The 25,528-nt window shown below is 74.9% G+C and carries 19 protein-coding genes, 1 pseudogene and 1 riboswitch; of the genes and pseudogenes, 12 read left to right on the top strand and 8 right to left on the bottom strand.

The features are described from left to right. Positions 1–1,097, top strand: a pseudogene (locus E6R18_RS19540) (hypothetical protein); the annotation flags it as partial. Positions 1,098–1,106: 9 nt separating this feature from the next. Continuing rightward, a complete protein-coding gene (locus tag E6R18_RS19535; protein ID WP_136318186.1) occupies positions 1,107–3,077 on the top strand; it encodes an acyl-CoA dehydrogenase in 1,971 nt (656 codons plus the stop codon). A 37-nt stretch (positions 3,078–3,114) separates the two neighbouring features. Here the strand turns inward: E6R18_RS19535 and E6R18_RS34095 are convergent, their stop codons facing one another. Continuing rightward, on the bottom strand, positions 3,115–3,285 hold the full coding sequence (locus tag E6R18_RS34095) for a hypothetical protein (RefSeq protein ID WP_168712395.1): 171 nt from the start codon (positions 3,283–3,285) through the stop codon (positions 3,115–3,117). Between the two features lie 100 nt (positions 3,286–3,385). On the opposite strand from E6R18_RS34095, the gene E6R18_RS19530 reads away from it, so the two are divergent. Beyond that, complete coding sequence (locus tag E6R18_RS19530; RefSeq protein WP_136318185.1) at positions 3,386–4,450, top strand: LuxR C-terminal-related transcriptional regulator; 1,065 nt, start codon at positions 3,386–3,388, stop codon at positions 4,448–4,450. A gap of 59 nt (positions 4,451–4,509) precedes the next feature. Here the strand turns inward: E6R18_RS19530 and E6R18_RS19525 are convergent, their stop codons facing one another. Further along, positions 4,510–6,387, bottom strand: coding sequence for a BTAD domain-containing putative transcriptional regulator (locus E6R18_RS19525; RefSeq protein ID WP_136318184.1), 1,878 nt, complete (start codon positions 6,385–6,387; stop codon positions 4,510–4,512). Between the two features lie 395 nt (positions 6,388–6,782). Here E6R18_RS19525 and E6R18_RS19520 point away from each other — a divergent pair, with 395 nt between their 5' ends. From E6R18_RS19520 to E6R18_RS19495, 6 genes are read left to right on the top strand one after another with little or no spacing between them, the layout of a single operon-like run. Then, complete coding sequence (locus E6R18_RS19520) at positions 6,783–7,826, top strand: radical SAM protein (protein WP_136318183.1); 1,044 nt, start codon at positions 6,783–6,785, stop codon at positions 7,824–7,826. Continuing rightward, on the top strand, positions 7,823–8,530 hold the full coding sequence (locus E6R18_RS19515) for an iron-containing redox enzyme family protein (protein ID WP_136318182.1): 708 nt from the start codon (positions 7,823–7,825) through the stop codon (positions 8,528–8,530). Before E6R18_RS19520 ends, E6R18_RS19515 begins: the two co-directional genes overlap by 4 nt. Continuing rightward, on the top strand, positions 8,523–8,732 hold the full coding sequence (locus tag E6R18_RS19510; RefSeq protein WP_136318181.1) for an aroma-sacti cluster domain-containing protein: 210 nt from the start codon (positions 8,523–8,525) through the stop codon (positions 8,730–8,732). Before E6R18_RS19515 ends, E6R18_RS19510 begins: the two co-directional genes overlap by 8 nt. Further along, a complete protein-coding gene (locus tag E6R18_RS19505; protein ID WP_136318180.1) occupies positions 8,732–11,890 on the top strand; it encodes an adenylate/guanylate cyclase domain-containing protein in 3,159 nt (1,052 codons plus the stop codon). The genes E6R18_RS19510 and E6R18_RS19505 overlap by 1 nt, the downstream gene beginning before the upstream one ends. Then, on the top strand, positions 11,887–12,747 hold the full coding sequence (locus tag E6R18_RS19500) for a S8 family serine peptidase (RefSeq protein ID WP_136318179.1): 861 nt from the start codon (positions 11,887–11,889) through the stop codon (positions 12,745–12,747). Before E6R18_RS19505 ends, E6R18_RS19500 begins: the two co-directional genes overlap by 4 nt. Further along, positions 12,744–13,355, top strand: a complete 612-nt coding sequence (locus E6R18_RS19495) for a GAF domain-containing protein (protein WP_206308324.1) — start codon at positions 12,744–12,746, stop codon at positions 13,353–13,355. Before E6R18_RS19500 ends, E6R18_RS19495 begins: the two co-directional genes overlap by 4 nt. An 11-nt stretch (positions 13,356–13,366) precedes the next feature. Here E6R18_RS19495 and E6R18_RS19490 read toward each other — a convergent pair whose 3' ends face one another. The 5 genes from E6R18_RS19490 to E6R18_RS19470 form a co-directional block, all read right to left on the bottom strand. Then, positions 13,367–14,482, bottom strand: coding sequence for a glycosyltransferase (locus E6R18_RS19490; protein WP_136318178.1), 1,116 nt, complete (start codon positions 14,480–14,482; stop codon positions 13,367–13,369). Further along, positions 14,479–16,605 carry a prolyl oligopeptidase family serine peptidase gene (locus E6R18_RS19485; RefSeq protein WP_136318177.1) on the bottom strand — a complete coding sequence of 709 codons (2,127 nt, stop codon included), beginning with the start codon at positions 16,603–16,605 and terminating at the stop codon, positions 14,479–14,481. The genes E6R18_RS19490 and E6R18_RS19485 overlap by 4 nt, the downstream gene beginning before the upstream one ends. Positions 16,606–16,658: 53 nt before the next feature. Beyond that, the gene (locus E6R18_RS19480; protein ID WP_136318176.1) at positions 16,659–17,993 is read right to left on the bottom strand and encodes an MFS transporter; all 1,335 of its coding nucleotides are present in this window, start codon (positions 17,991–17,993) and stop codon (positions 16,659–16,661) included. Positions 17,994–18,001: 8 nt separating this feature from the next. After that, positions 18,002–19,198: a radical SAM protein gene (locus E6R18_RS19475; RefSeq protein ID WP_136318175.1), complete on the bottom strand. Its 1,197-nt coding sequence runs from the start codon at positions 19,196–19,198 to the stop codon at positions 18,002–18,004. Between the two features lie 109 nt (positions 19,199–19,307). After that, the gene (locus tag E6R18_RS19470; protein WP_136318174.1) at positions 19,308–19,565 is read right to left on the bottom strand and encodes a hypothetical protein; all 258 of its coding nucleotides are present in this window, start codon (positions 19,563–19,565) and stop codon (positions 19,308–19,310) included. Between the two features lie 255 nt (positions 19,566–19,820). Here E6R18_RS19470 and E6R18_RS19465 point away from each other — a divergent pair, with 255 nt between their 5' ends. Continuing rightward, complete coding sequence (locus tag E6R18_RS19465; protein WP_136318173.1) at positions 19,821–21,071, top strand: cytochrome P450; 1,251 nt, start codon at positions 19,821–19,823, stop codon at positions 21,069–21,071. A gap of 109 nt (positions 21,072–21,180) precedes the next feature. Here E6R18_RS19465 and metE read toward each other — a convergent pair whose 3' ends face one another. Then, positions 21,181–23,499: a 5-methyltetrahydropteroyltriglutamate--homocysteine S-methyltransferase gene (metE, locus tag E6R18_RS19460; protein ID WP_136318172.1), complete on the bottom strand. Its 2,319-nt coding sequence runs from the start codon at positions 23,497–23,499 to the stop codon at positions 21,181–21,183. 159 nt (positions 23,500–23,658) lie between these two features. Then, positions 23,659–23,876, bottom strand: a riboswitch (cobalamin riboswitch). A gap of 525 nt (positions 23,877–24,401) precedes the next feature. Here metE and E6R18_RS19455 point away from each other — a divergent pair. Both E6R18_RS19455 and E6R18_RS19450 read left to right on the top strand, forming a co-directional pair. Continuing rightward, positions 24,402–24,641 (top strand): phosphopantetheine-binding protein, encoded by a 240-nt coding sequence (locus E6R18_RS19455; RefSeq protein ID WP_136318171.1) that lies wholly within the window; start codon positions 24,402–24,404, stop codon positions 24,639–24,641. After that, positions 24,638–25,513, top strand: coding sequence for a siderophore-interacting protein (locus tag E6R18_RS19450; protein WP_136318170.1), 876 nt, complete (start codon positions 24,638–24,640; stop codon positions 25,511–25,513). Before E6R18_RS19455 ends, E6R18_RS19450 begins: the two co-directional genes overlap by 4 nt. Positions 25,514–25,528 lie beyond the last annotated feature (15 nt).

The following is a 25,528-nucleotide window of genomic DNA, read 5'->3' as shown; positions in this document are numbered from 1 at the left end:
GCCTGTACGGCCTGTTCACCGAGCCCGTGGTGACCGACTCGGGGCACGGCGGCGTCCGGACCTGGGTGGCCGGATCCGACGGCCGCCTCCACACGGTCGGCGACGTGGCACCCGGCGGAGCCGGGCGCGCCCTGGGCGTGGCCGACCGGGCCGTGCGCCTGGGGGACACCGCGCTCACCCACCGGGAGCTGGGCCGGGCCGGCCTGGCGGTCTCGGGGGCGACGGTCTCGCCGGACGGAAGGCTGGGCGCCGGCAAGGGCGTCAAGGCCGTCACCGCCCGGGGCGCGGCGTGGACGGAGCCGCCGCTCGCCGCCCTGTGGGAGACGCCGCCGGCCGCACAGGCCGCCCGCGCCCTGCGGACCACCTCCCGTTACGGGGACCCGGGCGGAGGCGGCGGCGACCTGCTCTTCCTGGACGTCGAACTCCTCGGCGCCGTGGCGGAGCCGGGCGGCACCTGCCTGTTGGCGCTGTGCGAGGGAGGCATCCCCGTCCGGCTCGCCGTCGCCGACGACGATCCCGCGCTGGCCCACCGCGACAACCTGATGCTGCTGGCCACGGCACCGGGGACACGGCTGAGGATCATCGGCCGCATGGTGCCCGCCCTCCACCCCCGGCTCACCCTCCTCGCCTGCTCGCACCCCGCAGGCGAGGGCACGCTCGACCTCGGCCTCGACCGCCTGCGCCGCGCCGACCTCCCGGACCCGTCCGCCCCCGTCCGCCCTGCCCCGCCACAGCCCGGAGGGTCCGGCGCGGAGTCGCCCCTGTTTCTCCTGGAGCGCCGGGTCGAACAGGCGGTCACGGCGGGCCGCTCAGCCCTCGGCATGCTCGGCGACGTCACCGCCGAGACCCGCCGCATCCGCCGCGCGGGCCTCCCCACGGCCGCCGGGCTCCTCGCCGCCCTGTGCGCATCGGCGGGCCGGCGCGAGCGGGACCTCTTCGGCCGCCTCCTCCCCGCCGACACCGACGGCTTCGCCACCCACTGGCTCACCGCCGCCCGCTACACGGCCGCCGTGGCCGAGTCCCTGTGCGCCGCAGCCTGGGAACCACCCCTCCGCCGCAGCGCCGGTCGGCCGCTTGATCGCCCGCGCTCGGGGTAGCGCAAAGGCATGGCCACTGACAACACACCCCCTGCCGAGAGCGCCGAGAGCGGTTACGTACAGCCCGAGGTCGACGTACGGGCCCTGACCGAGGTGCTCGACGGCGAGTACGCCGGCATCCGTGACCTCGTCCGGACCAATCTGACGGCGTACGCCTCCGTCCTGGAGGAGGCCGAGGAGCTCGGCATCGACGCGTACCGCGAACGGGTGCGGGACATCGTGGTCGAGATGGCCGCGACGGGCCAGACCGGGATGGGATTCCCGAGCGAGTACGGCGGGGGCGGCGACATCGGCGCGTCGATCGCCGCGTTCGAGACGCTGGCCTTCGGCGACCTGTCCGTGCTGGTGAAGGTCGGTGTGCAGTTCGGACTCTTCGGCGGCGCGATCCTCCATCTGGGCACCCGCCGCCACCACGAGGCCCATCTGCCCGACCTGATCACCGGGCGCCTGATGGGCTGTTTCGCGATGACCGAGACCGGGCACGGCTCCAACGTGCAGGCGCTCGGCACCGTCGCGACGTACGACGCCGCCGCCCAGGAGTTCGTCATCACCACCCGGGGCGAGGGGGCTGGCAAGGACTACATCGGCAACGCGGCCCGCCACGCGGAGCTGGCGGTGGTCTTCGCCCAGCTGGAGGTGGGCGGGAAGGCCGAGGGGGTGCACGCGTTCGTCGTGCGGGTCCGGGACGGGGGCGAGGTGGTGCCCGGCGTCCGGATCGAGGACGACGGCCGCAAGATGGGCCTCAACGGCGTGGACAACGGCCGCATCCGGTTCGACGGCGTGCGGGTGCCTCGTGAGGCACTGCTCAACCGGTTCGCCGACGTCACCCCCGACGGCGTCTACGAGAGCCCGATCGAGAATCCCGGACGGCGCTTCTTCACCATGCTCGGCACGCTGGTGCAGGGCCGCGTCAGCGTCGCCGGGGCCGGGGTCGGCGCGGCCAAGGTGGCGCTGGCGGTCGCCACGAAGTACGCCGTGCGGCGCCGGCAGTTCGCAGCCGCCCCGGACACGGACGAGCAGCTGCTCCTCGACTACGGCCTGCACCAGCGCAGGCTGCTGCCGCTTCTCGCACGCACGTACGCGCTGCACTTCGCGCAGGACGTCGTGCGCACCCAGCTGCACGACGTCTTCTCCGGCATCGAGGACGACGCGCAGGCACGGCGCCTGCTGGAGTCACGGGCCGCCGGCACCAAGGCGCTCGCCACCTGGCACGCCACCCGGGTCGTCCAGGAGTGCCGTGAGGCGTGCGGGGGCGCCGGCTACCTCAGCGTCAACCGGTTCGCCGCGCTCAAGGCCGACAGCGACATCTTCACCACCTTCGAGGGCGACAACCACGTCCTGCTGCAGCTCGTGGCGAAGGGGCTGCTCACCCACTACGCGAGTGAGTTCGAGGACCTGGACCAGCTGGGCACGGTCCGCCACGTGGCCGGTATCGCGGTCGAGGCGGTCATGGAGAAGACATCGGCCCACAAGCTGCTGGAGCGGGTACGGGACCTGCTGCCCGGCGGCGACGAGTGGGACCGCGAAGCCGGTCTGCTCGATTCGGAGTACCAGCTCGCCATGCTCCGCTTCCGGGAGGAGCACATGCTCGCCGGTGTGGCCCGCCGGCTCAAGCGCGGGATCGACGACCGGCGCGACCCGGGCGCCGTCTTCTCCCAGGTGCAGGACCACGTGATCGCGGTCGCCCACGCGCACGTCGAGCGGCTGGTCCTGGAGGCGTTCACCACCAAGGTGGGCGAGCTGCCCGAGGGCGGCAACAAGGCGGCGCTGGTCCTGCTGTGCGACCTGTTCGCGCTGTCCACGATCGAGGCGGACCGCGCCTGGTTCATGGAACACGGCCGTCTGACCGTCCAGCGCTCCAAGGCGATCAGCCGCGAGGTGAACGACCTCTGCCGCAAGGTCCGCCCCCTCGCGGTCGACCTGGTCGACGCCTGGGGCATCCCGCCCGAGATGCTGCGCGCGCCGGACCTGGTGGGCTGAGCCTCCGCACCAGGCCGCCCGGACAGGCCCGGGCGGCCTACCAGTTCGGCGGGCCGCCGTCGCCCCGCAGCGGGCGCGGCGGCTGGTTGAGGATGTCGCGGGCCGTGCTGCCGTCGCCGGACGGGGGCCGGCGGGAGCGGGTCCTGCCGACCAGGAGGAGGACGACGCGTTCGAGGAGCAGGGAGAGTGTCCCTTTGGTCCGTTCCACGGTGATTCCTTCCAGGGGGTCTGGGAATATCCACCGCGCATCTGAACAATAGACATCAGTACGGGCTGGGCGGAGCCATCGGGGCTGACGAGGGGGTCGGGTGGGCGGCATCGGTGGGGACGACGGCCGGCCGGCCGGGCCGCGCGAGCAGGCGGCGGGCACGGCACCGAAGACGCAGCTGTCCGAGGACGCCGTCCGGGTGTTCCGGTGGGTGAGCGACCAGGGCTCGTGCGACGCGCGGACCGTGGGCGCGACGCTGGGCCTGCCGGAGAACTGCGCGGCCTCGGCGGTGCGGACCCTGACCGACCTCCTGCTGCTGAGACATCTGCCCGAGGACCCCGACCGGCTGGTCCCGGTGGCGCCGGACGCGGCCATCGCCGCGCTCATCGCGCCGAAGGAGGCGGGGCTGCGCCGGGAACTCGCCGAGATCGACCAGCTCCGCGGCGAACTGGCGCTCCTGACGCCCCTCTACACGGAGGGCCGGCGAAGATGGCAGGGGCGGCCGGCGCTGACGGAGGTCACGGACCTCAAGACCGTCGTCGGCATGATCACCGAGGCGACCCTGCGATGCCGGTGCGAGGTGCGCACCTGTCATCCCGGCGGGGGCCGCTCCCCGGCGCTCCTGGAACAGGCATTCGTCCGGGACCGGGACATGCTGCGCAGAGGGGTGCGGATGCGCACGCTGTACCAGCACACCGCCCGCTACCACCTGCCCACGCAGGAGTACGCGCGGCGGATGACCGGTGAAGGGGCCGAGATAAGAACCCTGAGCGAACTGTTCGGCAGAATGGTCGCGTTCGACGGGGACACCGTGTTCATCCCGCACCAGGACGACCTGGACGCGGCCATCGTCATCCACGACCCGTCCACGGTGGCGTACCTGTGCACGACCTTCGACCACGCCTGGTCGCTGGCGGAGCCCTACCAGCCGGCCTGGACCGAGAGCTCGGCGCGCGACGAGGTGAAGCAGGCGATCGTGCGGCTGCTGGCCGAGGGCATGAAGGACGAGATGGTGGCCCGGCGGCTGGGGATGTCGCTGCGGACCTGCCGCAAGCACATCGCCGAGATCATGGAACAGCTGGGCGCGGCCAGCCGCTTCCAGGCCGGTTACCTGGCCCGCGTGCAGTCCTCCGGCCCGGCCGCGGCGGCCCCCGGTGGCGCCTGAACGCCCCGGCGAGCCCGGCGGAGCCCCCGGCGCCGCGCCGGACGGGTCCCGCCCCGCAGCTAGCACCTCGTTTCCCGCGCGCTCGCCCGGTCCCGCTGCTCCCGCGCGAACAGCAGGGTCAGCCACGGCAGTTCGTACCGTACGCACTCCTCGGCCGCCGACGCGTGCGCGATCACGTCCGGGCAGGGCGGCGGGGCCAGGACGCCGACGTCGATCAGGTGCTCCAGGGCCCGTTGGGTGTCCCGCCCCTCCAGGCCCAGGGCGCGGGCGGCGGCGGGCAGGGAGAAGGCCGGGTCCGGCAGCGCGGCCAGGGCGTGGAGGGTGGCGCGGGCGGGCCCGGGCAGCCGGGCCCAGGCGTCCGCGAGCCGCGTGCGCACCCCGGCCCCGCCGGACGCGAGCTCGTCCAGCGCCTCCGCCGGGTGTTCCAGCCGGTCCGCGTACTGCCCGAGCGGCATGTGGCGCAGGACGGAGAGGCGGTTGCCGGCCGCCCGCAGGGCGTACGGGAGGAGCCCGGTGGCGGCCACGATGCGTGCGGCGGCGGCCGGTTCGGCGGCCGGCCGGCTCCGGCCGATGATGCCGCCCAGCAGGTCCAGGGCCTCGTCGGGGGAGAGCGGCGGGAGTTCGGTCCGGTGTGCGGCCTCCAGGCAGGGCAGCCGGCTCCGGGAGGTGACCAGCGCGGCGGTGGGGCCCGACGGCGGCAGGAGCGGGCCGAGGGCGGCCGGGTCCGGCGCGTCGTCCAGGACCAGCAGGACGCGGCGCCCGGACAGCCAGGACCGCCAGGTGATCGCGGCCTCCTCCCGGCCGGCCGGGAGGCGTTCCGTACAGCCCAGGGCGCGGGCCAGTTCCGCCAGCACCGATGCCCAGGGGCGTACGGACCCGTCCTCGGCGCAGAGCCGGGTGGCGACCACGCCGTCCGGGTAGTGGACGGCGAGCCGGTGCGCGACGTGCACGGCGAGGGCGGTCTTGCCGACACCGGGCGGGCCGGTGAGCAGCACCGGCGGCCCGCCCTCGCGGCCCAGCTGCGCGCAGACGGCCGCCACCTCCCGCGCCCGCCCGGTGAAGTCGCCGAGGTCCGGCGGGAGCAGCCGCGGCCCGGTGGCACCGTCGCGCGGCCGGAAAGGGGCAGCGTCCGCCAGCAGGGCGCGGTAGGCGCTCTGCAGGGCCGCGCCCGGCTCCAGGCCCAGTTCGCGGGAGAGCTGCTGGCGGCAGTCGTCATACGCGGCCAGCGCCTCCGTGCGGCGGCCGGCCCGGTGCAGCGCGGTGATCTGGGCGGCGCGCAGCCGCTCCCGCAGCGGGTGACGGGCGGCCATCTCGTCCACCGTGTCGGCGACCGCGGCCGCCTCGCCCGTCTCCAACTGGGCCTCCGCCCACGCCTCGTACACCGCGAGCCGGCGCACGTGCCGGCGTTCGACGGCGGCGCGCAGCACATCGGCGCGGCCGGCGAGGTCGGCGAAGGGCTCGTGCCGCCACAGGTCGAGCGCCTGGCGGTACAGCCGGGCGGCGCGGCTCGGGGCGCCCGCGCGCACCTCGGCGTCGCCGAGCCGGGCCAGCTCGTCGAAGCGCAGGCTGTCGCACTCGTCGGCGCCGAGGTGCAGCACGTATCCGCCGGGGCCGTGGTGCAGTCGGCCCAGGTCGTCCGGGTCGAGGATCCGCCGCAGGGTCGAGACGTACACCTGGAGGTTCTTGCGGGCCGTGCGCGGCGGGTCGTCCGGCCACACGGCGTCGGTCAGTTCCTCCAGCGAGACCGGCGCGTTCGGGCGGGTGAGCAGGACCGCCAGGACCAGGCGCTGCTTCAGCGGGCCGAGCGGCAGCGGCAGCCCGTCACGGGTGGCGCGCAGCGGACCGAGCAGGTCGATCCGCAAACGGACGCCGGCGTGTTCTCGTGCGGCCCCGGTCTCCGCCTCCCCGGGGCGAATTTCCGCAAAGGTGTCCGTCATCTTTTCCTCAACCCCTTCCCCAGCCGGTGTCGTCGGAGTTCAGGGAGCAGAGAACAATGGCATGCACGAAAGCCTCCGGGGAGCGGTCGGGGGGTGAGCGAATCCGCGAGGAGCCGTGAATACAGCGGCAATGCGATGGAATTCCCGCTGTTCATCACAGCATGGTCACAAGCCGGGGGCGCGGCCATGGGCTTGAGGATGGCTCAAGGTGCATGCAGCAACACACCCGCCGGGACGAAGGGTGAGCAAGCGTTCATAGCGGGGTGAAACGGCCGGCCGGTCGCGCGGGCGGACGGCCCCGCTCCCGTACCGGCTCCGAACCGGACGCCAACCGCCGCCGAACCGGTGCCGCGCACGCTGGCGCCGCATGCCCCGGTGACCGAGGAGGTGACGCGATGCGACTGGCGGAGATCATCGAACTGCGCCCGGTGCCCGCCGCCGGGCTGCTCGCCACCCTCACCAGGCGCTGCCCGCTGAGCTGCGCCCACTGCTCCACCTCGTCCGGCCCCCGGGGCGAGGACACCCCGGCCGAGGCGTTGCGCCGCTTCGTCGGCGGCTTCACCCCGCAGGACCGGCCGGAGGTCCTCATGCTCACGGGCGGTGAGCCGCTGCTGCGGCCGGCGCTCGTGGACGGCCTCGCCGGGCTCGCCGCCGCGGCCGGAACGCGAACGGCCGTCCTCAGCGGCATGTTCTTCGCGGCCGACGGGTACATACCGGCCCGCATCCTGCGCGCGCTGCGGAACATCGACCATTTCTCCGCGAGCATCGACGCATTCCACGAGCGCGAAGTGCCACGCGCCGCGGTATTCCGCGCGGTGCACCACATCATGGGAAAGGGAATCGACGCGAGTTTCCATGTCGTGGGCCTTTCGCCCGACGACCCCTATCTCGCGGAGGTCACCGCCGCGATCCGGACCGAATTCCGGGACCGGGCGGCCGTCCTCGTCAATCACGTACGGCCTGTGGGGCGTGGCGCGCACTGGGCGGCCGCGCGCCCGCCCCACGGATCCGGGGAGCGCCCGGCCCCGTGCGCCATGGCGGCCTGGCCGACGGTGGCCTTCGACGGAACCGTCACCGCCTGCTGCAACCAGCGCGTGGTGGACGCCCGCCCCGCACCCGAGCACCTGCGCCTCGGGCACATCGCCGTCGACGGCTGGGCGGCGGTGCGGCGCCGCTGCCAGGAGTCACCCGTGCTGCGCACCCTGCGGACCGCCGGCGCCGGGTCCTGCGCGGACTGCCGGGCCCTGACCCGGCGGCCCGGGGCGCTGGCGGCGGCCGTGGCCGCCGGGTCCCGCCCGGCCGCCGGTGCGATGGACGCACTGGGCGCCCGGCTCCAGCGCGACGCGGGGGCGGAGACGCTGCTGCGGCGGTACGGCACCGGGCGGTACGCGCCGCTCGTGCTGCTCGGCGGCCGGGACGGCGAGGAGGCACCCGCGTGAGAGGCGCCCCGGTGACCTCGTCGGCCGCCGCGCTGCTGCGGCTCGAACTCTCCCTCGTACAGCCGGCGTTGCGGACCGCCGCCGCCCGCATGTGGCGCTCGGGACCCGGGCTCCCCGCCCGCTACCGGCACTACCTGCGCACCATGCACCAGGTGATCCGGGCCTCCGTCCCCCTCATGGAACGGGCCGCCGAACGCTGCGAGGCCCTGCCGCGCGACCCGGTGGCTCCGCCGCTCGCCCGCTACCTGCGGGCGCACGCCGAGGAGGAGCGCGGCCACGACGACTGGCTGCTCACGGACGCCGCCTTCTGCGGGGCGCCGCCCGGCGAGCTGACCGCCGCCGTCCCGCCCGCCCACGTCGCCGCCCTGGTCGGGGCCCAGTACTACTGGATCGAGCACAGCCACCCGGTGGCCCTGCTCGGCTACATCGCCGTACTGGAGGGCAACGCGCCGGCGCCCGGGCTGGCCGGGCGGCTCGCCCGGGAGACCGGGCTGCCGCCCGCCGCCTTCGAGACCGTACGCCTGCACGCCGACCTGGACGACGGCCACAGCGCGGACCTGGACCGGCTGATCGGCCGGCTGCCGCTGGAACCCGGGCAGCGGTCCCTGATCGCCGTCAGCGCGCTGCACACGGTCACCGCACTCGCCGAGCTGTTCGACCGCATCGCCACGGGACCACACACATCGGGGAGCACCCATGAATGACCCTGCGGACGACCGCGACCGCCTGCGCGCACTGGAGGACGCCGGGTTCCCGCTGCACAGCCTCTCGCCCGAGCAGCGGGACGTGCTCCGGGACCTCAGCGCGGAGGAACTGACCCTGCTGCTGGGCCTCAAGGAAAGGCTGGACGCGGCCGAACCGGAGGTGCAGGCGCACAGCGAGATCGCCGGCGGAGCGCTGTTCTGATGGCCGCAGCCGCACGCACCACGTGCCCCCGCTGCCCCGAACCGCCACCGGACGGCGCCGCCTTCTGCCCCCGGTGCGGAACCGCCTGCGTACCGGCGGCCGGTTCCGCAGCGGCCGAGGAGCGCCGGGTGGTGACCGTCGTCTTCTGCGACCTCGTCGGCTCCACGGCCCTGTCCGGACGGCTCGACCCGGAGACGCTGCGCACGGTCACCCTGCGGTACTTCGCGCTGATGCGGGGCCGGATCGAGGAACACGGCGGCACGGTGGAGAAGTTCATCGGCGACGCCGTGATGGCGGTCTTCGGCATCCCCGCACGACACGAGGACGACGCCCACCGGGCCCTGGCCGCCGCCCGCTCCATGGTCACCGGCCTCGACGGGCTCAACGCCGACCTGGAGCGGCGCCACGGGGTGCGGCTCGCCGTCCGCATCGGCGTGAACACCGGCGAGGTCGTGGTGAACGCCGACCCGGCGGCCCGGCAGGCCCTGGTCTCCGGCGAGGTGGTCAACATCGCGGCCCGGCTCGAACAGCGCGCCGGGACGGCGGAGATCCTCATCGGCCCCGCCACCCTCCGCGCCGCCGGGCCCTCGGCGGTCACCGAAGCCGCCGGGGCGCTGTCCCTCAAGGGCGTCGCCGCCCCCGTACCGGCCCACCGCCTGGTCGCCCTGCACGAGGACGACCCGGAGCGGGTCCGCCGCTTCGACACCCCGTTCATCGGCCGCGAGCAGGAACTCGCCGAACTCCGCCTGCTGCTGCGTAAATTGACCACCGACCCCCGTTCGCACCTGGTGACCGTCTACGGCGAGGCCGGCCTCGGCAAGACCCGGCTGCTGCGCGAATGGCTGCGGGACTGCCCGGCGTACGGGGAAGGCAGATGCCGCCCGTACGGCGAGACCGGTACCCTCGCCCCGCTCGCCGAAGCGGTACGCCAGGTGCTCGCCGCCGTCGGCGAGGACGCCGGGCTCGCGCGGCTGCCGGCCCCCGAACGCACCGAGGCGGACCAGGCGCTGCGCCTCCTGCGCGGCGGACTGCTCGCGGACGGCACGCCCAGCCCCTCCACGGACGACACGCTCATGGCGCTGGCCTGCCTGCTGGACGCGCTCTCCCGGGAGCGGCCCGTCGTGCTCGTCCTGGACGACTGCCACTGGGCCTCCGCGCCACTGCTCGACCTCGCCGACCGGCTGCTGGACGAACTCGACCGCTCGGCCGTCGCCCTGGTGTGCGCCGCGCGCCCCGAACTCCTGGAGACCCATCCGGGATGGGGCAGCGGCCGGATGCGGTCCGCCTCGCTCATGCTCACCCCGCTCACGCGCCAGGAGGCCGCCGCCCTGGCCGGCGAACTGGTCGAGGTCGCGGCCCACCGGCAGGGCGTGCTGGAGAGCGCGCTCGACCGCGCCGAGGGCAACCCGCTCTACCTGGAACACCTGACGGCCATGGCCGCCGAGTGCGACGACCTGCCGCTCACCGTGCACGCCCTGCTCGGCGCCCGCATCGACGCGCTCCCGCCCGAGGAGCGGACCCTTCTCCAACTGGCCGCCGTCCTGGGCCGCGAGTTCCGCCGCGCCGACCTCACCGGACTGGCCGCCGCCGAAGAGGCCGGCCCCGCGGAGTCCGCCACCGGCCTGCTGCGCGGGCTCCTGCGGCGGCGGCTCATCGAGACCGGCGACCGCAGCCGCGCCGCGAGCGCCGTACTCCGCTTCGGCAGCGCCCTCGTCCAGGAGACCGCGTACCGGGGGATGGCCAAGAAGGTGCGCGCCCGGCGGCACGAGCACGCCGCCCGGGTCCTGACCGGGCAGGAGGCGGGCGACGCCGCCGTCGGCACCCACCTGGCCCGTGCCCACCGGCTCCTCACCGAACTCGGCACGCACGACGAGGACACCGACGTGCTGCGGGCCCGCGCCGCCGCGCTGCTCACCCGGGCCGGCGCCGCCGCCCTGGCCCGCTCCGACCTGGCCTGGGCCGACGACCTCCTCACCCAGGGCCTGGAGCTCGCCGTCCCCGGCGAGCCCGTCGCCGCCGAGGCCGCCCGCCGCCTCGGTGAGACGAAGGCCGCGCGCGGCGACGCGGTGCGCGGCCGGGAACTGCTCGCCGGGGCGCTCGACACCGCCGAGCGGGCCGGCGACCCGCTGGGCGCGGCCCACGCCCGGCTCGCGCTGACCGCGCTCGACCCCCGGCACGGCTCGGCCGCCGATGTCGCCGAGGCCGCGCTCGGCCTGTTCACGGCGGCGGACGACGACCAGGGCATCGCCCGCGCCTGCGTCCGCATCGCCCAGGACCGCCAGCGGCGCGGCCGGCACGCCCAGGCCGAGGCGCTGCTCAGCCGCGCCCTCGACCACGCGGGCCGCGCCGACGCCGAACCCGAACGAGCCCTGGCACTCGGCGCGTTCGGCATCTCCCTGTGGCGGGGCCCGACCCCCGTCGCGCGCGCCGTCGACCGGTGCGAACAGCTCCTCGCGGCCCACGGCGCCGGCCGGCCGACCGTCCGCGCCACCCTGGCCTGCCCACTCGCCGTGCTCCTGGCCCTCCAGGGCCGCGCCGAAGAGGCCCGTGCACGGCTGGCCGAGGCGGCGGGGCTCGCCACCGGCCTCGGCTACGCGGAGAGCGCGCTGTTCGTGCCACTGTTCGCCGCCGAGGTGGAGGCCCTGACGGGCACGCCCGAGCGCAGGCTCGCCCTGCTGGACGAGGCGGCCCGGGCCGGGACGGAACTCGGTGCCACGGGCGCGCTGCCCGGCATCGCCCGCGAGCGGGCCCGCATCCTGCTGGAGCGCGGCGAGCCGGCCCACGCGCTGGCGTTGCCCGACCCGCGGGAGGCCGGCCTGCCCCCGGCGGAGTCCGCCGACGCCTTCGGGCTGCGGGCCCGCGCACTCGCGCTCGCCGGGGAACCGGCCGCGGCCCGAGCCTGCGCCCAGCGGGCGACCGCCACCGCCGCTGACACCGACTCACCGGTCGTACGCGGCACGGCCGCCCTCGACCTCGCACACACCTTGCGCACCCTGGCCCTGCCCGGCGAGGCGGCCCGGGAGGCGCGCACGGCGCTGCGGCACTTCGCAGCCAAGGGACACCGGCTCGGCGCGGACCGCGCGGCCGCGTTCGCCGACGACAGCGCGGCCGCGGCCCGGGGCGCCGGCCCGGCCGGGCGGGAAGGCAGGACCGAATGACCACCAGGACGGCGGGAGGGCTCACCTGGAGCCTGCGCGACCGTACGCCCGACGACCTCGCGATGCTCGCCGACACTGTGCCGGCCCTCTCCGCCGACCCTTCGCAGTGGTCGGACGGGGCAGGGGTACGGGTCTGCGTGGTCGACACCGGCGTGGAGTGCGGGCACCCCGGGGTCGGCCCGGTCGACGGCTCGTACGAGGTGGCGGCCGACGCGGACGGGACCCCGCGCGTCATCGACAGCGGCCCGCTGCCGGACGGCGCCGGAGACGGCTGCGGGCACGGCACGGCGTGCGCCGGGATCGTGCGGCGGGTGGCGCCGGAGTGCTCCCTGTACAGCGTGCGCGTGCTCGGCCAGGGCTTCACCGGCACCGGCGACGCCCTGCTCACGGGGTTGCGCTGGGCCGTCGACCAGGGCTTCGACGTGGTCAACCTGAGCCTGTCCACGACCCGCCCGCAGTTCCTCGAAACCCTGCGCTCCCTGGCCGACCAGGCGTTCTTCACCGGGACCACACTGGTGGCCTCGGCCCACAACACGCCGGTGGAGAGCTTCCCCTGGCGGTTCTCGTCGGTGATCTCGGTCGGTACGCACCGCGAGGACGACTCCGGGCTCTTCCTCTACAACCCCGCACCGCCCGTCGAGTTCTTCGCGCCCGGCCAGAACGTGCAGGTGGCCTGGACCGGCGGCAAGACCATCCGCACCACGGGCAACAGCTTCGCCACCCCGTTCATCAGCGGGCTGTGCGCGCGGCTGCTCGGCAGCAGGCCCAAGCTGACCCCGTTCCAGATCAAGCACGCGCTGTACCTCTCCGCGGCGAACGTACGCATCGGCGAACCAGGAACCCGAGGTGAATCATGAGCCAGTCCCACGGCCTCGTCCCCGCCACCGGCGCGGGTCCAGCGACACGGGCCGGCAGCGCCGAACGCGATCTGCTGCAGTCCGTCGTCGAGACGGCACGCGCCATCTTCGGCGCGGCGGCCAGCTCCGTCCTGCTGCACGACCGGGACGCCGACGAGCTGGTCTTCCAGGCGGTGGCCGGGGAGGGCGAGGAGTCCCTGGTGGGCTCCCGGTTCCCGGCCGGCCGGGGGCTGGCGGGCTGGGTGCTCGTCTCGGGCGAGCCGATGGTCGCGGACGACCTGAAGCAGCAGGGCATGTTCGCCCGCGATGTCGCCAAGTCGACCGGCTATGTGCCGGACGCGCTGATGGCCGCGCCCCTCGCCCACCGCGACCGGGTGCTCGGGGTGCTCGAAGTCCTCGACCCGGTCGAGCAGTCCCGCTCCAGCCTCTCCGAACTCGACCTGCTCGCCCTCTTCGCCCGTCAGGCGGCGGCGGCCCTCGCGGTCGTCACCGAGCGGCGCGAGGAGGAGCCGCCCACGGCGGTCCGGGCGCGGAGTCTGGAGCTGGTGACCGCGCTGCGCGACGTCCTGCTCGACGGCCTTCCGCCCCAGGCCCCGCACGGGGGATGAGGGTCCGCGCGTCAGCGTGCCGCCGACTCCACGGCGTCGGCGGCACGCGCCTCGCTCTTGCCGTCGGCCAGCAGACCGCCGACCTCCCGCACCCGCGCGCGCAGCCCCGGATCGCGGCCCGTCTCCTCGACCGCGGCGCGCAGCTCAGCCGTACCGGCACCGGCATCCGGCAGCCTGCGGGCGACACCGGCGCGCAGACAGGCGGCGGCGAGGACCTGCTGCTCCGACCCGTTGGGGGCGACGAGCAGCGGCTTGCCGTGCAGGAGCGCCGCCAGCACGGGGGCGGACGTCGCATTCGTCAGGACCAGGTCCGCCCGCTCCACGAGCGGCCCCATCCGGGCACGGCGCCCCACGGTCAGCCGGGCGCCCGGGGCGGCCTCGGGCGGGCCGGACCGGCCCAGCTCGACCACGGCCCGGTACGCGCCGGAGGCGAAGGCGGCGTTCAAGCGCGGCCAGAGGCTGCTGCCGCCGAAGGTGCGGCCGAGATGCACGTACGCCACCGGCCCGGCATCCGGCAACGGCTCCTCCCGCGCCGGGGGCGCCGGCTCCCACCAGCACGGGCCGACATGCCCTACCACCGAGGGCAGTTCGGCGCCGGGCACCTCCATGACGGGGTGGCCGCGCAGCAGGAAGGCGGAGCCGAGCAGCGGGGTGTCCGCGAAGCGGTCGCGGCGCGGGGCGAGCCCGGCGCTCTCCCGTACCGCCGTGTAGTGCTTCAGCATCTCCGCGAGCCGCCACGCACGGCCGCAGCCGTCGTCCGGCCCGAAGCGGTAGGGCCACAGGTGCGCCGCGAGACCCAGGACCACCACCGGCAGGCCGGCCGCCTCGGCTGCGACCAGGGCGCCGTGGTTGAGCACGGAGGTGACCAGGACGTCGGGCCGCAGTTCGCGGACCGCCGCCGCCACCGCCGCGTACTGCTCGGGGCCCCGGACCGTCCAGTGGGCCACCGACAGCGCGGTGCGCGGGGCGAGGGCCGACAGCTCAAGTCCGGCGGCGGCGACGGCGGGCGCGGCGTCCGGCCCGGCGAGGACCTGGACGGTGTGGCCCCGGCGCCGCAGCTCCCGCCCGGCCGCGAGGACCGGGTAGAGGTAGCCGGGATCGCTCAGCGGGCACAGGGTCACGTTCATCCGGAGGCGTCCTTCGTCAGGTCGAGGCCCAAGTGGTGGGCGAGGAAGGCCATGACGTCCGCGTACAGGCCGGCGCTGCGCGAGATGCCGCGCGTGCCGTGCCCGACCCCGCGCTCGGTGCGCAGCACCACCGGCCCGTCCCCCGTACCGGCCCACTGCAGCGCGGCGCACATCTTCCGCGCGTGCGCCGGGTCGACGCGGGTGTCACCGTCGAACACGGCCAGCAGCACGGCCGGGTAGCGGACGCCCCGGCGCACCCGGTGGTACGGCGAGTACGCCAGCAGCCGCGCGAACTCGGTGGGATCCTCGGCGCTCCCGTACTCGTCGCGCCAGCTCGCACCCATCCCCGACAGCTCGTAGCGCACCATGTCCAGCAGCGGCGCCGCGCACACGACCGCCCCGTACATCTCCGGCCTGCGGGTCAGCGCGGCACCGGCCAGCAGGCCGCCGTTGGAGCTGCCGAGCACCCCGAGCCGGCCCGGCGCGGCCCAGCCCCCGGCGAGCAGGTGGTCAGCGGCGGCGTCGAAGTCCTCGAAGGTGTGCTGCTTGTGCTCGCGGCGCCCGGCCCGGTGCCATGCCTCGCCCTCCTCGCCGCCGCCACGCACGCAGGCCACCGCGTACACCCCGCCCGCACGCACCCAGGGCACCGCCTGCGGGGTGAAACCGGGCGTCATCGAGGCGCCGAAGCCGCCGTACCCGGTGAGGACGGCGGGGCGTGGCCGGTCGGGAACGCCCGTGGGGGACATGACGAACATGCGCACCTCGGTGCCGTCGCCGGAGCGGACGACCTCCTGGCTGACCCGCACCCCCTCGGCCGGCGGCGCGGCAGGCGGCCCGCCCGCCCACGGACCGAGCCGGCCGGTCACCGCGTCGAAGTGCAGGACGGTGGTGGGCGTGATGTGGTCGGTGTACGAGAACCACGCCTCATGGCCACCGTCCTGACGTGTGGTCAGGCGCGTCACCGTGCCCTGCCCCGGCAGGGGTACGGACCCCGTGCGTGCGCCGGTCCGGGCGTCGTGCAGGGTCATCTCACCGACCGCGTGCCGGGTCCGTACGACCACCAGCAGCGGCCGCTTCAGCGCCGGGCCGTCCAGGACCGCGAAATCCTGGAGCACGGTGCCGGGCCGCTCGCCGACCAGGGTGCGCCACCGGCCGGGGCCCGTGGCGTCCGGGCGGGCCTCGGCGATCCGGCCGCGCGGCGCACCCGCCGTCGTCCTGAGCAGCAGCGGCCCGCCGCCCGGGCGGAGGCGGACCGAGGTGCGCGCGTCGGTGCCCTGCTGGAAGGGGCGCAGGACGGGCCGGTCCGGGCCGGTCGCGGTCAGGTCGGCGGTCCACAGGTCGGTACGCGGCGCGGTGCCCTCGCTGGCCCCGACGACGAGGAGCCGGCCGTCGGGGGAGGTGGCCACGGTGTAGTACTGGGTCTCCGGGCGCCCGGCGCCGAAGACCTCGGTGTCCCGGTCCGCCGGGGTGCCGACCTCGTGCAGATACACCCGGCGGTGACGTCCCGGCGTCCGCTCCGGCGGCAGCCGGCGTACGTAGTAGAAGGACCGGCCGTCCGGCAGCCACGCCACGGGGGAGCGGCGGACCCGGTCCACTGGCCCGTCCACCACCGCCCCGGTCACCGCGTCGAGCACCCGCAGCACCGACTGCTCCGTGCCGCCCGACGACAGCTGCACGGCCACCAGACCGCCCTCCCACGACGGCTCCCAGGCGTCGATCACCGTCGTACCGGACGGGTCGGCGTCCAGCGGGTCGAGCAGCACCCGGGTCCGGCCGCCCTCGCGGACGGCGAGCACCGCGAGTTCACGCCCCGCCTCCCTGCGCAGGCGGAACTCCCGCCCGCCGCGCACCGCCGGCGGCGCCGCGCCGCCCCCGGCGAGCAGCTCCGCCATCCGGCCGCGCAGTGCCTCCAGGCCCGGCCGGCGGGCCTCCTCCCAGGCGTAGAGCCGGTCCTGCGCGGCGCTCCAGGCGGCGGTGGCGGGGTCCTCGGCGTCCTCCAGCCAGCGGTACGGGTCGGCCACCGGCCGGCCGTGGATGATCTCGACCGGACCGGTGCGGGGGGCGGCCGGGTAACCGGGCCGGGCGGACGCAGGTCCGGCGTCGCGGGGCGGGGACACGGTCATCGCGGCGCTCCAGGGAGAACGGTCACGTCGGACACGGCGGGAGGCGGGCGCGGTCAGGAGCCGCCACTGCCCGGGCGCGGTACGGGAGGCGCCGCGACCAGCCCGGCCGCCCCGGCGTCCTCGTCGTCGGCCGGCGCGGGAAGCGGCACGTCCGCCTCCTTCGGCGCGGCACCCCGGTCGTCGTCGGTGGCGTCCAGACTGGTCTCACGCAGCAGCGGCACCGAGGAGAGCACCGTGACCACCGCCGCGGTGCCGGCCAGCACCAGCCAGGTGCGGCTCGCCCCGATGGAGTCCACGAACGAACCCGCCAGGACCGGCCCGGCGGAGGCCAGCCCGGCCATCATCAGGCCGGTCGCGGTGCTGATCCGGCCCAGCAGGTCGCGGGGCGCGAGCACCAGCACCGCGCGGCCGACCACGATGCCCGCGGGCGGGCTGAAGAAGACGACCACGATCAGGACCGGGCCGAGTGCCCAGGGGAGCGTGGTCCGGGAGAAGACGGCGAGGCCGAGCGCCCAGACCATGCCGATGAGCAGGAACAGCCGCCCGGCCGGGTTCCGCTTGATCAGCCAGGGCGCCGCCGCCGCGCCCAGCAGCCCCCCGACCCCGGCACAGGCCATCACGGCGCCGATCGCCGTGCCGCCCGCGCCGCTCTGGCGCAGCGAGACGACCATCGTCACCTGCGCGGCCGCCGAGACGATGTTGATGCCCGCGGCGAAGAGCAGGGCGGCCAGCAGCGCCCGCTGATGCGTCAGCCACCGCAGCCCGGCCGTCAGCCGGTTGTCGCGCTCGCTGTCCGCGATCCGCTCGGAGGGCCTGATGCCGATCCGCAGCAGCAGCACGGCCGACACCCCGTAGGAGGCGGCGTCGGCCGCGAACGGCAGGATCGGGTCCAGGGTGAACAGCCAGCCGCCCAGGAAGGGGCCGATCAGCGAACTCGACGCCATCGCCGTCTGGCTGCGGCTCAGCGCGTCGGTGAGGTCCTTCTCCGGCACCACGTCGCGCACGGCGATCGTGGCCGCCGGTGAGAACAGTGCGGTGGCCGCCCCCTCCACCACGGCCACGCCGAGCAACTGCGCCTGCCCGAGCCCGCCGAGCCCCGACGCCAGCGGGATGCTGGCCAGCGCCACCAGACGCACCACGTCGGTGCCCACCATGATCATCCGCCGGTCGAGCCGGTCGGCGAGGTGGCCGGCCGGCAGCCGCAGCAGCGTCCGGGTCACCATCGAGCAGGTCGCGACCGTTCCCGCCTGGGCCGCGCTGCCTCCGATGGACAGCACGAGCAGCGGGAAGGCCAGCAGCGACAGCTGGGAGCCGAGGGTGGAGAGCGTCGAACTGAGCCAGTAGCGGCGGAAGTCGGCATTGGTGCGCAGAATGCCCGCGCTCTTCATACCGGCATTCACCCCAGCCGTCCGGCACTGTGCAGGCAGTCCAGCACCCCTGCGTCCACCCGGTCCTGGAAGACGGCCCGGACGGCGGCCTCCTCGTCGTACCGGTAGTGGTCGTGGCAGCTGACCCAGCGGCCCTCCGTCTGCTCCGCGCTCAGGTAGCCGTCGGCGACGGTGCCGACCTCCATGCCGGGCTTGCCGGCCGTCTCCCAGCAACTGGCCAGCACACCGTCGGCGTTGATGACCGCGCCGTAGCGGCCGTCGGCGAAGGAGCATGCCTGGCAGGGGACGTGGGCGCGCGGCCGGGACACCGTGAAGCCGAGCTCCAGCGCGCGGGCGTGCCAGCGTACGAAGTCCGCGACCAGACCGTCCTCGTGCAGCAGGTTGTTCGCGTAGCCGACGCCGACGTCACCGACGCGGGCGAAGTGGATGCCGCAGCGGGCCGGGTCGAGCCGGGAGCCGAGGCGTTCGACCAGCTCGTCGACGCCGTGCCGGTTCAGGTGCGAGACGTTGACCCGCAGCATCCAGCGCAGCGAGGTGCGCTCGATGGCGCGCGCGATGTTGGAGACGATGACGTCGAAGGTGCCGCCCCCGGAGCGCTTGACCCGGATGGAGTCGTGGTCGGCGCGGTCCCCGTCGAAGGTCACCTGGACGGAGCCGAGCCCCGCCGCGTTGAGCTCCTTCGCGATCAGCGGGGTGAGCAGCGTGCCGTTGGACGTCATCGACGCGGTGAGCGGCCCCAGTTCGCCCGCCCGGGTGAGCAGGTCGCGGCAGCCGCGCGGGTTGAGCAGCGGCTCCCCGCCGAACAGCAGCAGCGACAGCCGGTCGAGCCCGGCCGCGTCCATGCGCGTCCGGGTGAAGTCCAGGACCTGCCCGACGGCCTCGGGCGTCAGGCGTGCGTGGCGGATGCGCGGCGGCCTGCTGCCGCCCTTGGGGTCCTGCGCGGTGTTCTGGAAGCAGTAGCCGCAGCCGAGGTTGCAGTCGGTGCTGGTCAGCACGGTGAGGGAGTAGGAGTTGTAGGGCTTCAGGTCGTACAGCCCGGCCTCGCGCAGATAGCGTTCGGCCGAGGGCCGCAGGGTGCCGTCGGGTTCCACCTGGCCGGGGCGCATCAGCGCGTACCCGCCGGCACCGAGGAACCACCACCCCCTGTCGGCGCGGATCAGACGGGCCCCGGCGGAGGGGGCGGCGAGGGACTGCGTACCGGACACGGCGACCTCCGGGTCGGGGCGGGGGCGGGACAGGGGTGGCCGGAACGGGCCCCCGGCCGCGGCGACGTGGTCGCCGCCGCGGCCGAGGAGGACCGGCCGGAGGACCGGATCAGAGCTGGTGCTCCTGGTGGACGCCGCACCACGGGGTGTCCTCGCCCTCCTCGGAGTGGGCGATCACCTCCGGCTCCTCGGCCACCTCCTGGTGCACCCCGCACCAGCCGATGGGCGACTCGACGTGGGCGACCACCTCGGGCTCCTCGGCCACCTCCTGGTGTACCCCGCACCAGCCGATGACGGCGTCGGAGTGGGCCTCCACCTCGGGGGCGTCCTGCTCGGGGGTCTCGTTGGGCTCGACGTTCTCGGCCATGATGGTCCTCCATACGACGGGCGATCGGGACGACGGACGGCGGCACTGCGCCGACCGCCAGGAAGCTAGGAGCAGAGGGTTCGGCACCGGTTCGCCCCCGGTTGGGCGGCGGTGAATCCTCCTGGTCGGGGCACCGGCGGACCCCGCACGGCGGGGCGCGGGCATACCGGAACCGCACCGGGGCCGAACCGGCGGGCAACCCGCCGTCCCTACGGTGTGCGCCGCACACACCGCGACGTGAGAGGACGGCTCCGCATGGACACCGAACCCGCTGTCACGGCCGGCGCTCCCGTGCGGGCCGGCCGACCGCGACTGCCGGAGCCGCTCGGGGGCGCGTTCGTGCGCCGGCCGGCCGGGGTACTGGCCGAGATCCGGGAGAGCGGCTGCCCGGTGGCCCGGGTCAGGACACCGGCCGGGCGCCCGGCGTGGCTGGTGACCCGCGCCGAGGACGTACGGGCCGGGTTCATGGACCCCCGCCTCTCCCTGAGCGGCGGCCGCACGCCCGACCCCGGGGTGCGCCGGCGCGCGCTGGACCTGACCCTCGTCAACTACGACCCGCCGGACCACACCCGCATCCGCCGCCTGGCGACGCCCGCCCTGACCCCGGCACGCATGGCCGCCCACCGCGAGCGGATCGAGCGGGCCGCCGCCGAACTCCTCGACGCGGCGGACGCGGCGCGCGGCCGCGGCCCCATCGAGCTGATGGGCGCCTTCGCCCGCCCCTTCGCCTTCCGGTCGCTGTGCGAGGTCTTCGACGTCCCCGAGGAGGAACGGGCCGCCCTGTACGAGCCGGTGGCGCTCCTCGCGGACAAGACGGGCCGCTCCGCCGCCGAGGTGGACGCGAGCGTCACCCGTGTCGACGCCTTCGTACGCGGAGAGATGGCCCGCCGGTCCGCCGCACCGGGCGACGACCTCGTCTCCCGCGTCCTGGCCGCCTGGCAGGAGCAGGGCGGCGCGAGCGAGGACGAAGTGGCCTCACTCCTCGCGATGCTGCTGCTCGCCGGGTTCGACAGCACGGTGCAGGCGATGGGCATGAGCGTGGTGGCGCTGCTGGCCCACCCGCAGGTGCAGCAGCGCCTGAGCGAGGAGCCGGAACGCATCCCGCGCGCGGTGGACGAGCTGCTGCGCTGGGACACCCCGGGCTCCTTCGGCACCAAACGGCTCGCGCTGGAGGACATCCGGTTCGGGGACACGGTGATCCCGGCGGGCAGCGGTGTCCTGCTGTCCGTCGCGGCGGCCAACCACGACCCCCGCTGCCACGCCGACCCCGGCACACTGGACCCCGGCCGGTCCACCGCGAGCCGCCATCTGAGCTTCGGCCTGGGCCCGCACTACTGCCCCGGATCGGGGCTCGCCCGGCTGGAGCTCACCGTGGCGCTGACCCGGCTGCTCGGCCGCTGGCACCGGCTGGCCCCGGCGGTGCCGCTGTCCCAGCTGGCCTGGGGTGGCGGCTACCTGCACCGCCGCCTGGCCGCACTGCCCGTCCTGCCGGGCGGGCCCGCGTAACCCCTGGGCCCCGGTCCGCTTCACCCCGGCCGGCACCGACGGCACGGACGGCCGGGACACCTGAGCCGCGCTCGCACCCAGGTGTCCCGGCCTTCCGCTCAGCTCCCGGTCAGGAGGCGGGCAGTTCGTCGCGGACGGTACGGGCCGCGGCGACCAGGTTCTCCAGCGATGCGCGGGTCTCGGGCCAGGCGCGGGTCTTCAGACCGCAGTCGGGGTTGACCCAGAGCCGTTCGGCGGGGATGGCCTTCAGGCCGGTGCGCAGGAGCTGTGCGGCCTCCTCGGCGCTCGGCACGCGCGGGGAGTGGATGTCGTACACGCCGGGCCCGGCCTCACGCGGATAGCCGTGTGCGGCGAGTTCGTGGGCGACCCGCATGTGGGAGCGGGCGGCCTCCAGGCTGATGACGTCGGCGTCGAGGTCGTCGATGGCCTGGACGATGTCGCCGAACTCGGCGTAGCACATGTGGGTGTGGATCTGGGTGTCCGGCCGTACCCCGGAGGTGGTGAGCCGGAACGCCTCGGTGGCCCAGGCCAGGTAGTCCGCGTGGTCGGCGGCCCTGAGCGGCAGGGTCTCGCGCAGGGCGGGCTCGTCCACCTGGATGACCGAAGTGCCGCTCGCCTCCAGGTCGTCGACCTCGTCGCGCAGGGCGAGGGCGACCTGGCGGGCGGTGTCGCCGAGAGGCTGGTCGTCGCGGACGAAGGACCAGGCGAGCATGGTGACCGGGCCGGTCAGCATGCCCTTGACCGGACGCTCGGTGAGCGACTGGGCGTACGAGGTCCAGCGCACCGTCATCGGCTCGGGGCGAGAGATGTCCCCGGCGAGGACGGGCGGGCGGACGTAACGGGTGCCGTAGGACTGGACCCAGCCGTGCTGGGTGGCGAGATAGCCGGTGAGCTGTTCGGCGAAGTACTGCACCATGTCGTTGCGTTCCGGCTCGCCGTGCACGAGGACGTCGATGCCGGTCTTCTCCTGGAAGGCGATGACCTCGCCGATCTCGGTCCGGATGCGCTTCTCGTAACCGGCCGTGTCGATGCGGCCGGCGCGCAGGTCGGCGCGGGCGGTGCGCAGTTCGCCGGTCTGCGGGAAGGAGCCGATGGTCGTCGTCGGCAGCAGCGGCAGCCCGAGGTGGGCGCGCTGGGCGGCGGCGCGTTCGGTGTACGGCTGGGAGCGGCGGCCGTCCGCGTCCGCGACGGCCCGGGCGCGTGCGCGTACCGCCGGGTCGCGGGTGATCGGCGAGCCTGCGCGGGAGGCGAGGGCGGCGCGGTTGGCGGCGAGCTCGGCGGCCACCGCCTCGGTGCCCCGGGCCAGCCCCTTCGCCAGGGTGACGACCTCGGCGGTCTTCTGCCGGGCGAAGGCCAGCCAGCCAAGGACCTCCGGGTCGATGTCCTTCTCCGGCGCGGTGTCCAGCGGGACGTGCAGCAGCGAGCAGGACGCGGCCACGTCGACCCGGCCCGCGAGGCCGAGGAGCGTGGCGAGGGTCGCGAGGGACTTCTCGTAGTCGTTGATCCAGATGTTGCGGCCGTTGACGATGCCCGCGACGAGCCGCTTGCCGGGGAGCCCGCCTACGGCAGCGAGGTCCTCCAGATGGGCCGCGGCGGCGCCGGTGAAGTCCAGCGCCAGACCCTCGACGGGGGCCTTCGCCAGGATGGGAAGGGCCTCGTCGAGCCGGTCGAAGTAGGAGGCGACGAGCAGTTGGGGCCGGTCGGTGAGGGCGCCGAGGTCGCGGTAGGCGCGGGCGGTGGCGTTCAGTTCGGCCGGGGTGCGGTCCTGGACGAGCGCGGGCTCGTCCAGCTGTACCCACTCGGCACCGGCGGCGCGCAGATCGGCCAGCACCTCCGCGTACACCGGCAGCAGCCGGTCGAGCAGGGTGAGCGGTTCGAAGTCGGCGGCCACCCCGGGGGCGGGCTTGGCCAGCAGGAGATAGGTGACGGGGCCGACGAGCACGGGCCGGGCGGTGTGCCCGAGTGCGAGAGCCTCCTTCAGCTCACCGACCTGCTTGGTGGAGTCGGCGGTGAAGACGGTGCCCGGGCCGAGCTCGGGGACCAAGTAGTGGTAGTTCGTGTCGAACCACTTGGTCATCTCCAGCGGGGCCACGTCCTGGGTCCCCCGGGCCATCGCGAAGTACCCGCCGAGCGAGTCGGAGGCGACGGCATCCCGGTGCCGCCCGGGAACGGCCCCGACCATGACGCTGGTGTCCAGGACGTGGTCGTAGTACGAGAAGTCACCGGTGGGCACCTCGTGGATGCCGGCGTCCGCCAGTCGGCGCCAGTTGGACCGGCGCAGCTCTGCCGCCGTCTCCCGGAGGGCACCGGCGGTGACCCGGCCCTTCCAGTACCCCTCGACCGCCTTCTTCAGCTCCCGGTCCGGGCCCTGTCGGGGGTAGCCGTACACGGTGGCCCGTGCTGCCGCGGCTGCGGGCTTGGATGTCACGGAAATCTCCTTCGCGAGATGACTCCTGAACATCCCGGGACGGGACGCGGGCGCGAAGGGATGACGAACCGGACGGGCCCGGACACACACGGTGCGGGTTCTCCGTCAGGTATGCACGCCGACCCGCCCACGAGGTCACCGGGATATCCGCACACGAGTGGTCGTGCGCGGGCAACGGGCAGGTCTTCGGACTCGCGGGCACATCCGCCAGGGGCGGACTCCTACTGGCCGTCGCTTCCCGGATCGGACTCGGTCCAGTGCGTATGACGGCGGTCGTTCCCACTCACCGCTGCGGGGCAGTCCCGGATTCCCACCGGGTTCCCTCTTACGACGCGCTTGTCTGGCGGACAGGGCGAACCAGCTGCACCGGCCACCCTAAGGGGTCGCCTCCGTCCGCAGCGTCCCGGCTCACATGCCGGGACGGAAACCGCGCAGGAGGGGCGTGGGCCTTCACGCGGCCTGGCGCCCTACGGTAGGTTAGGTGAGGGTAACCTAAGCTTCCGGTGCTGCCCGCCTGAACTCCGTGCGGTGGATGTCCGGTTGGCGGAAGGGGTGCCTGTGCCGCACAAGTCGATGTTAGGTTAGCCTTGCCTGGGCCTGAGGGGGACTTCGTGTGGGCGTGGAAGGTGAGGGACGGTGGCCCGGTGGTCGGGACCGTCCGCACGGCCGAGCTTGACGCCGGTACCCCCTGAGCCCGTGCGGGTCCGGAGCGTGCGCCCCGAGGCCGCCGTCCGCCCCCGCCGCGAGCCGCCCCGCGCCCCCGGCGGGACGAGCCGCGCCGCCATCTCCCGCGAAACCCCTTGTCCGGCACGGCCGTTCGCGCTGCCCGCCGCCGGGCCCGTACCCGCTGCCACCGCCGCTCCGACCCACCCGTCGGTGCTCACCCCTGAAGGAGTCGTCCGATGAGCCAGACCTTGTCGCCCGAGCGTGTCCGGGCCGACATCGCGGAACTACTGGGCTGCGAGCCCACCGAGATCGCGCCCGAGGAGAATCTCGTCGACCTCGGACTCGACTCGATGCGCATCATGGTCCTGGTGGAGCGCTGGCGTGCGGCGGGGGCGACCGAGCTGGAGTTCCCCGACCTCTTCGAGCTGCCCGAACTTGGCCACTGGCAGGCGCTGCTGGCGGGTGAGGCCGCATGAGCCGCGTCGACCACCGGGACCGGCACCTGGAACGGATCGCGCAGGTGCGGGCCGGTCTGCACGCCGAGAAGGTCGGCTACCCGATCGGCATCAGGGAGGCCGAGATCGTGCGTACGGGCACGGTCGGCGCGGGGCTGCTGCGGGTGACCCTGGGCGGGGCGGGCACCGAGGGATTCGAGGCCCACGCACCCGACGAACACGTCAAGCTGATCTTTCCGGAGGCGGACGGCACCCTGCGTCTGCCCGAGCGCAACGGATCGATGCTGCGCTGGCCGAGGCCGGCGCCCACCTCGCGCGAATACACCGTGCGCCGCTACGACCCCGTCACGGGCGAACTCGACATCGACATCGCCGCGCACGACGGCGGCCTCGCCTCCGACTGGGCCCGCAAGGTCCAGCCCGGCGACACCGTGCACATCGCGGGGCCGCCCGGCGGGCTGATCGTCCCGCACACCTACGACCGCTACCTGCTCGTCGGGGACATCACCGCGCTCCCCGCCATCGCGCGCCGGCTGGAGGAACTGCCCCCGGCCGCCAGGGGCTGGGCGTTCATCGAAGTCGCGGACGCCGGCGAGGAGATCGAGCTGACCGCGCCCGAGGGCGTCGAGGTGCGCTGGCTGCACCGCGGCGGCCGGCCGGCCGGATCGGGTGACGCGCTGTCCCGCGCCGCGATGGCGGCCACCGTGCCCGAGGGGGAGCGGGCGTATGTCTGGGCCGCGGGGGAGGCGGGGCAGATCAAGCCGCTGCGCCGCTGGGTCCGCGACGAACTGCGCCTGGACAAGGCCGACTACGACATCACCGGCTACTGGAAGCGCGGCGTCGCGGACTTCGACGAAGACGATCACGACCACGACCACAGTCACGACGACTGATCCCGGCTGTACCGG

Origin of the sequence: Streptomyces sp. A1277 (genome assembly GCF_004795015.1) — a bacterium.
In the GTDB taxonomy this organism is placed as follows: Bacteria; Actinomycetota; Actinomycetes; order Streptomycetales; family Streptomycetaceae; genus Streptomyces.
The sequence above is the reverse complement of the archived record's forward strand: the minus strand, read 5'-3'. Positions and strand labels throughout refer to the sequence as shown.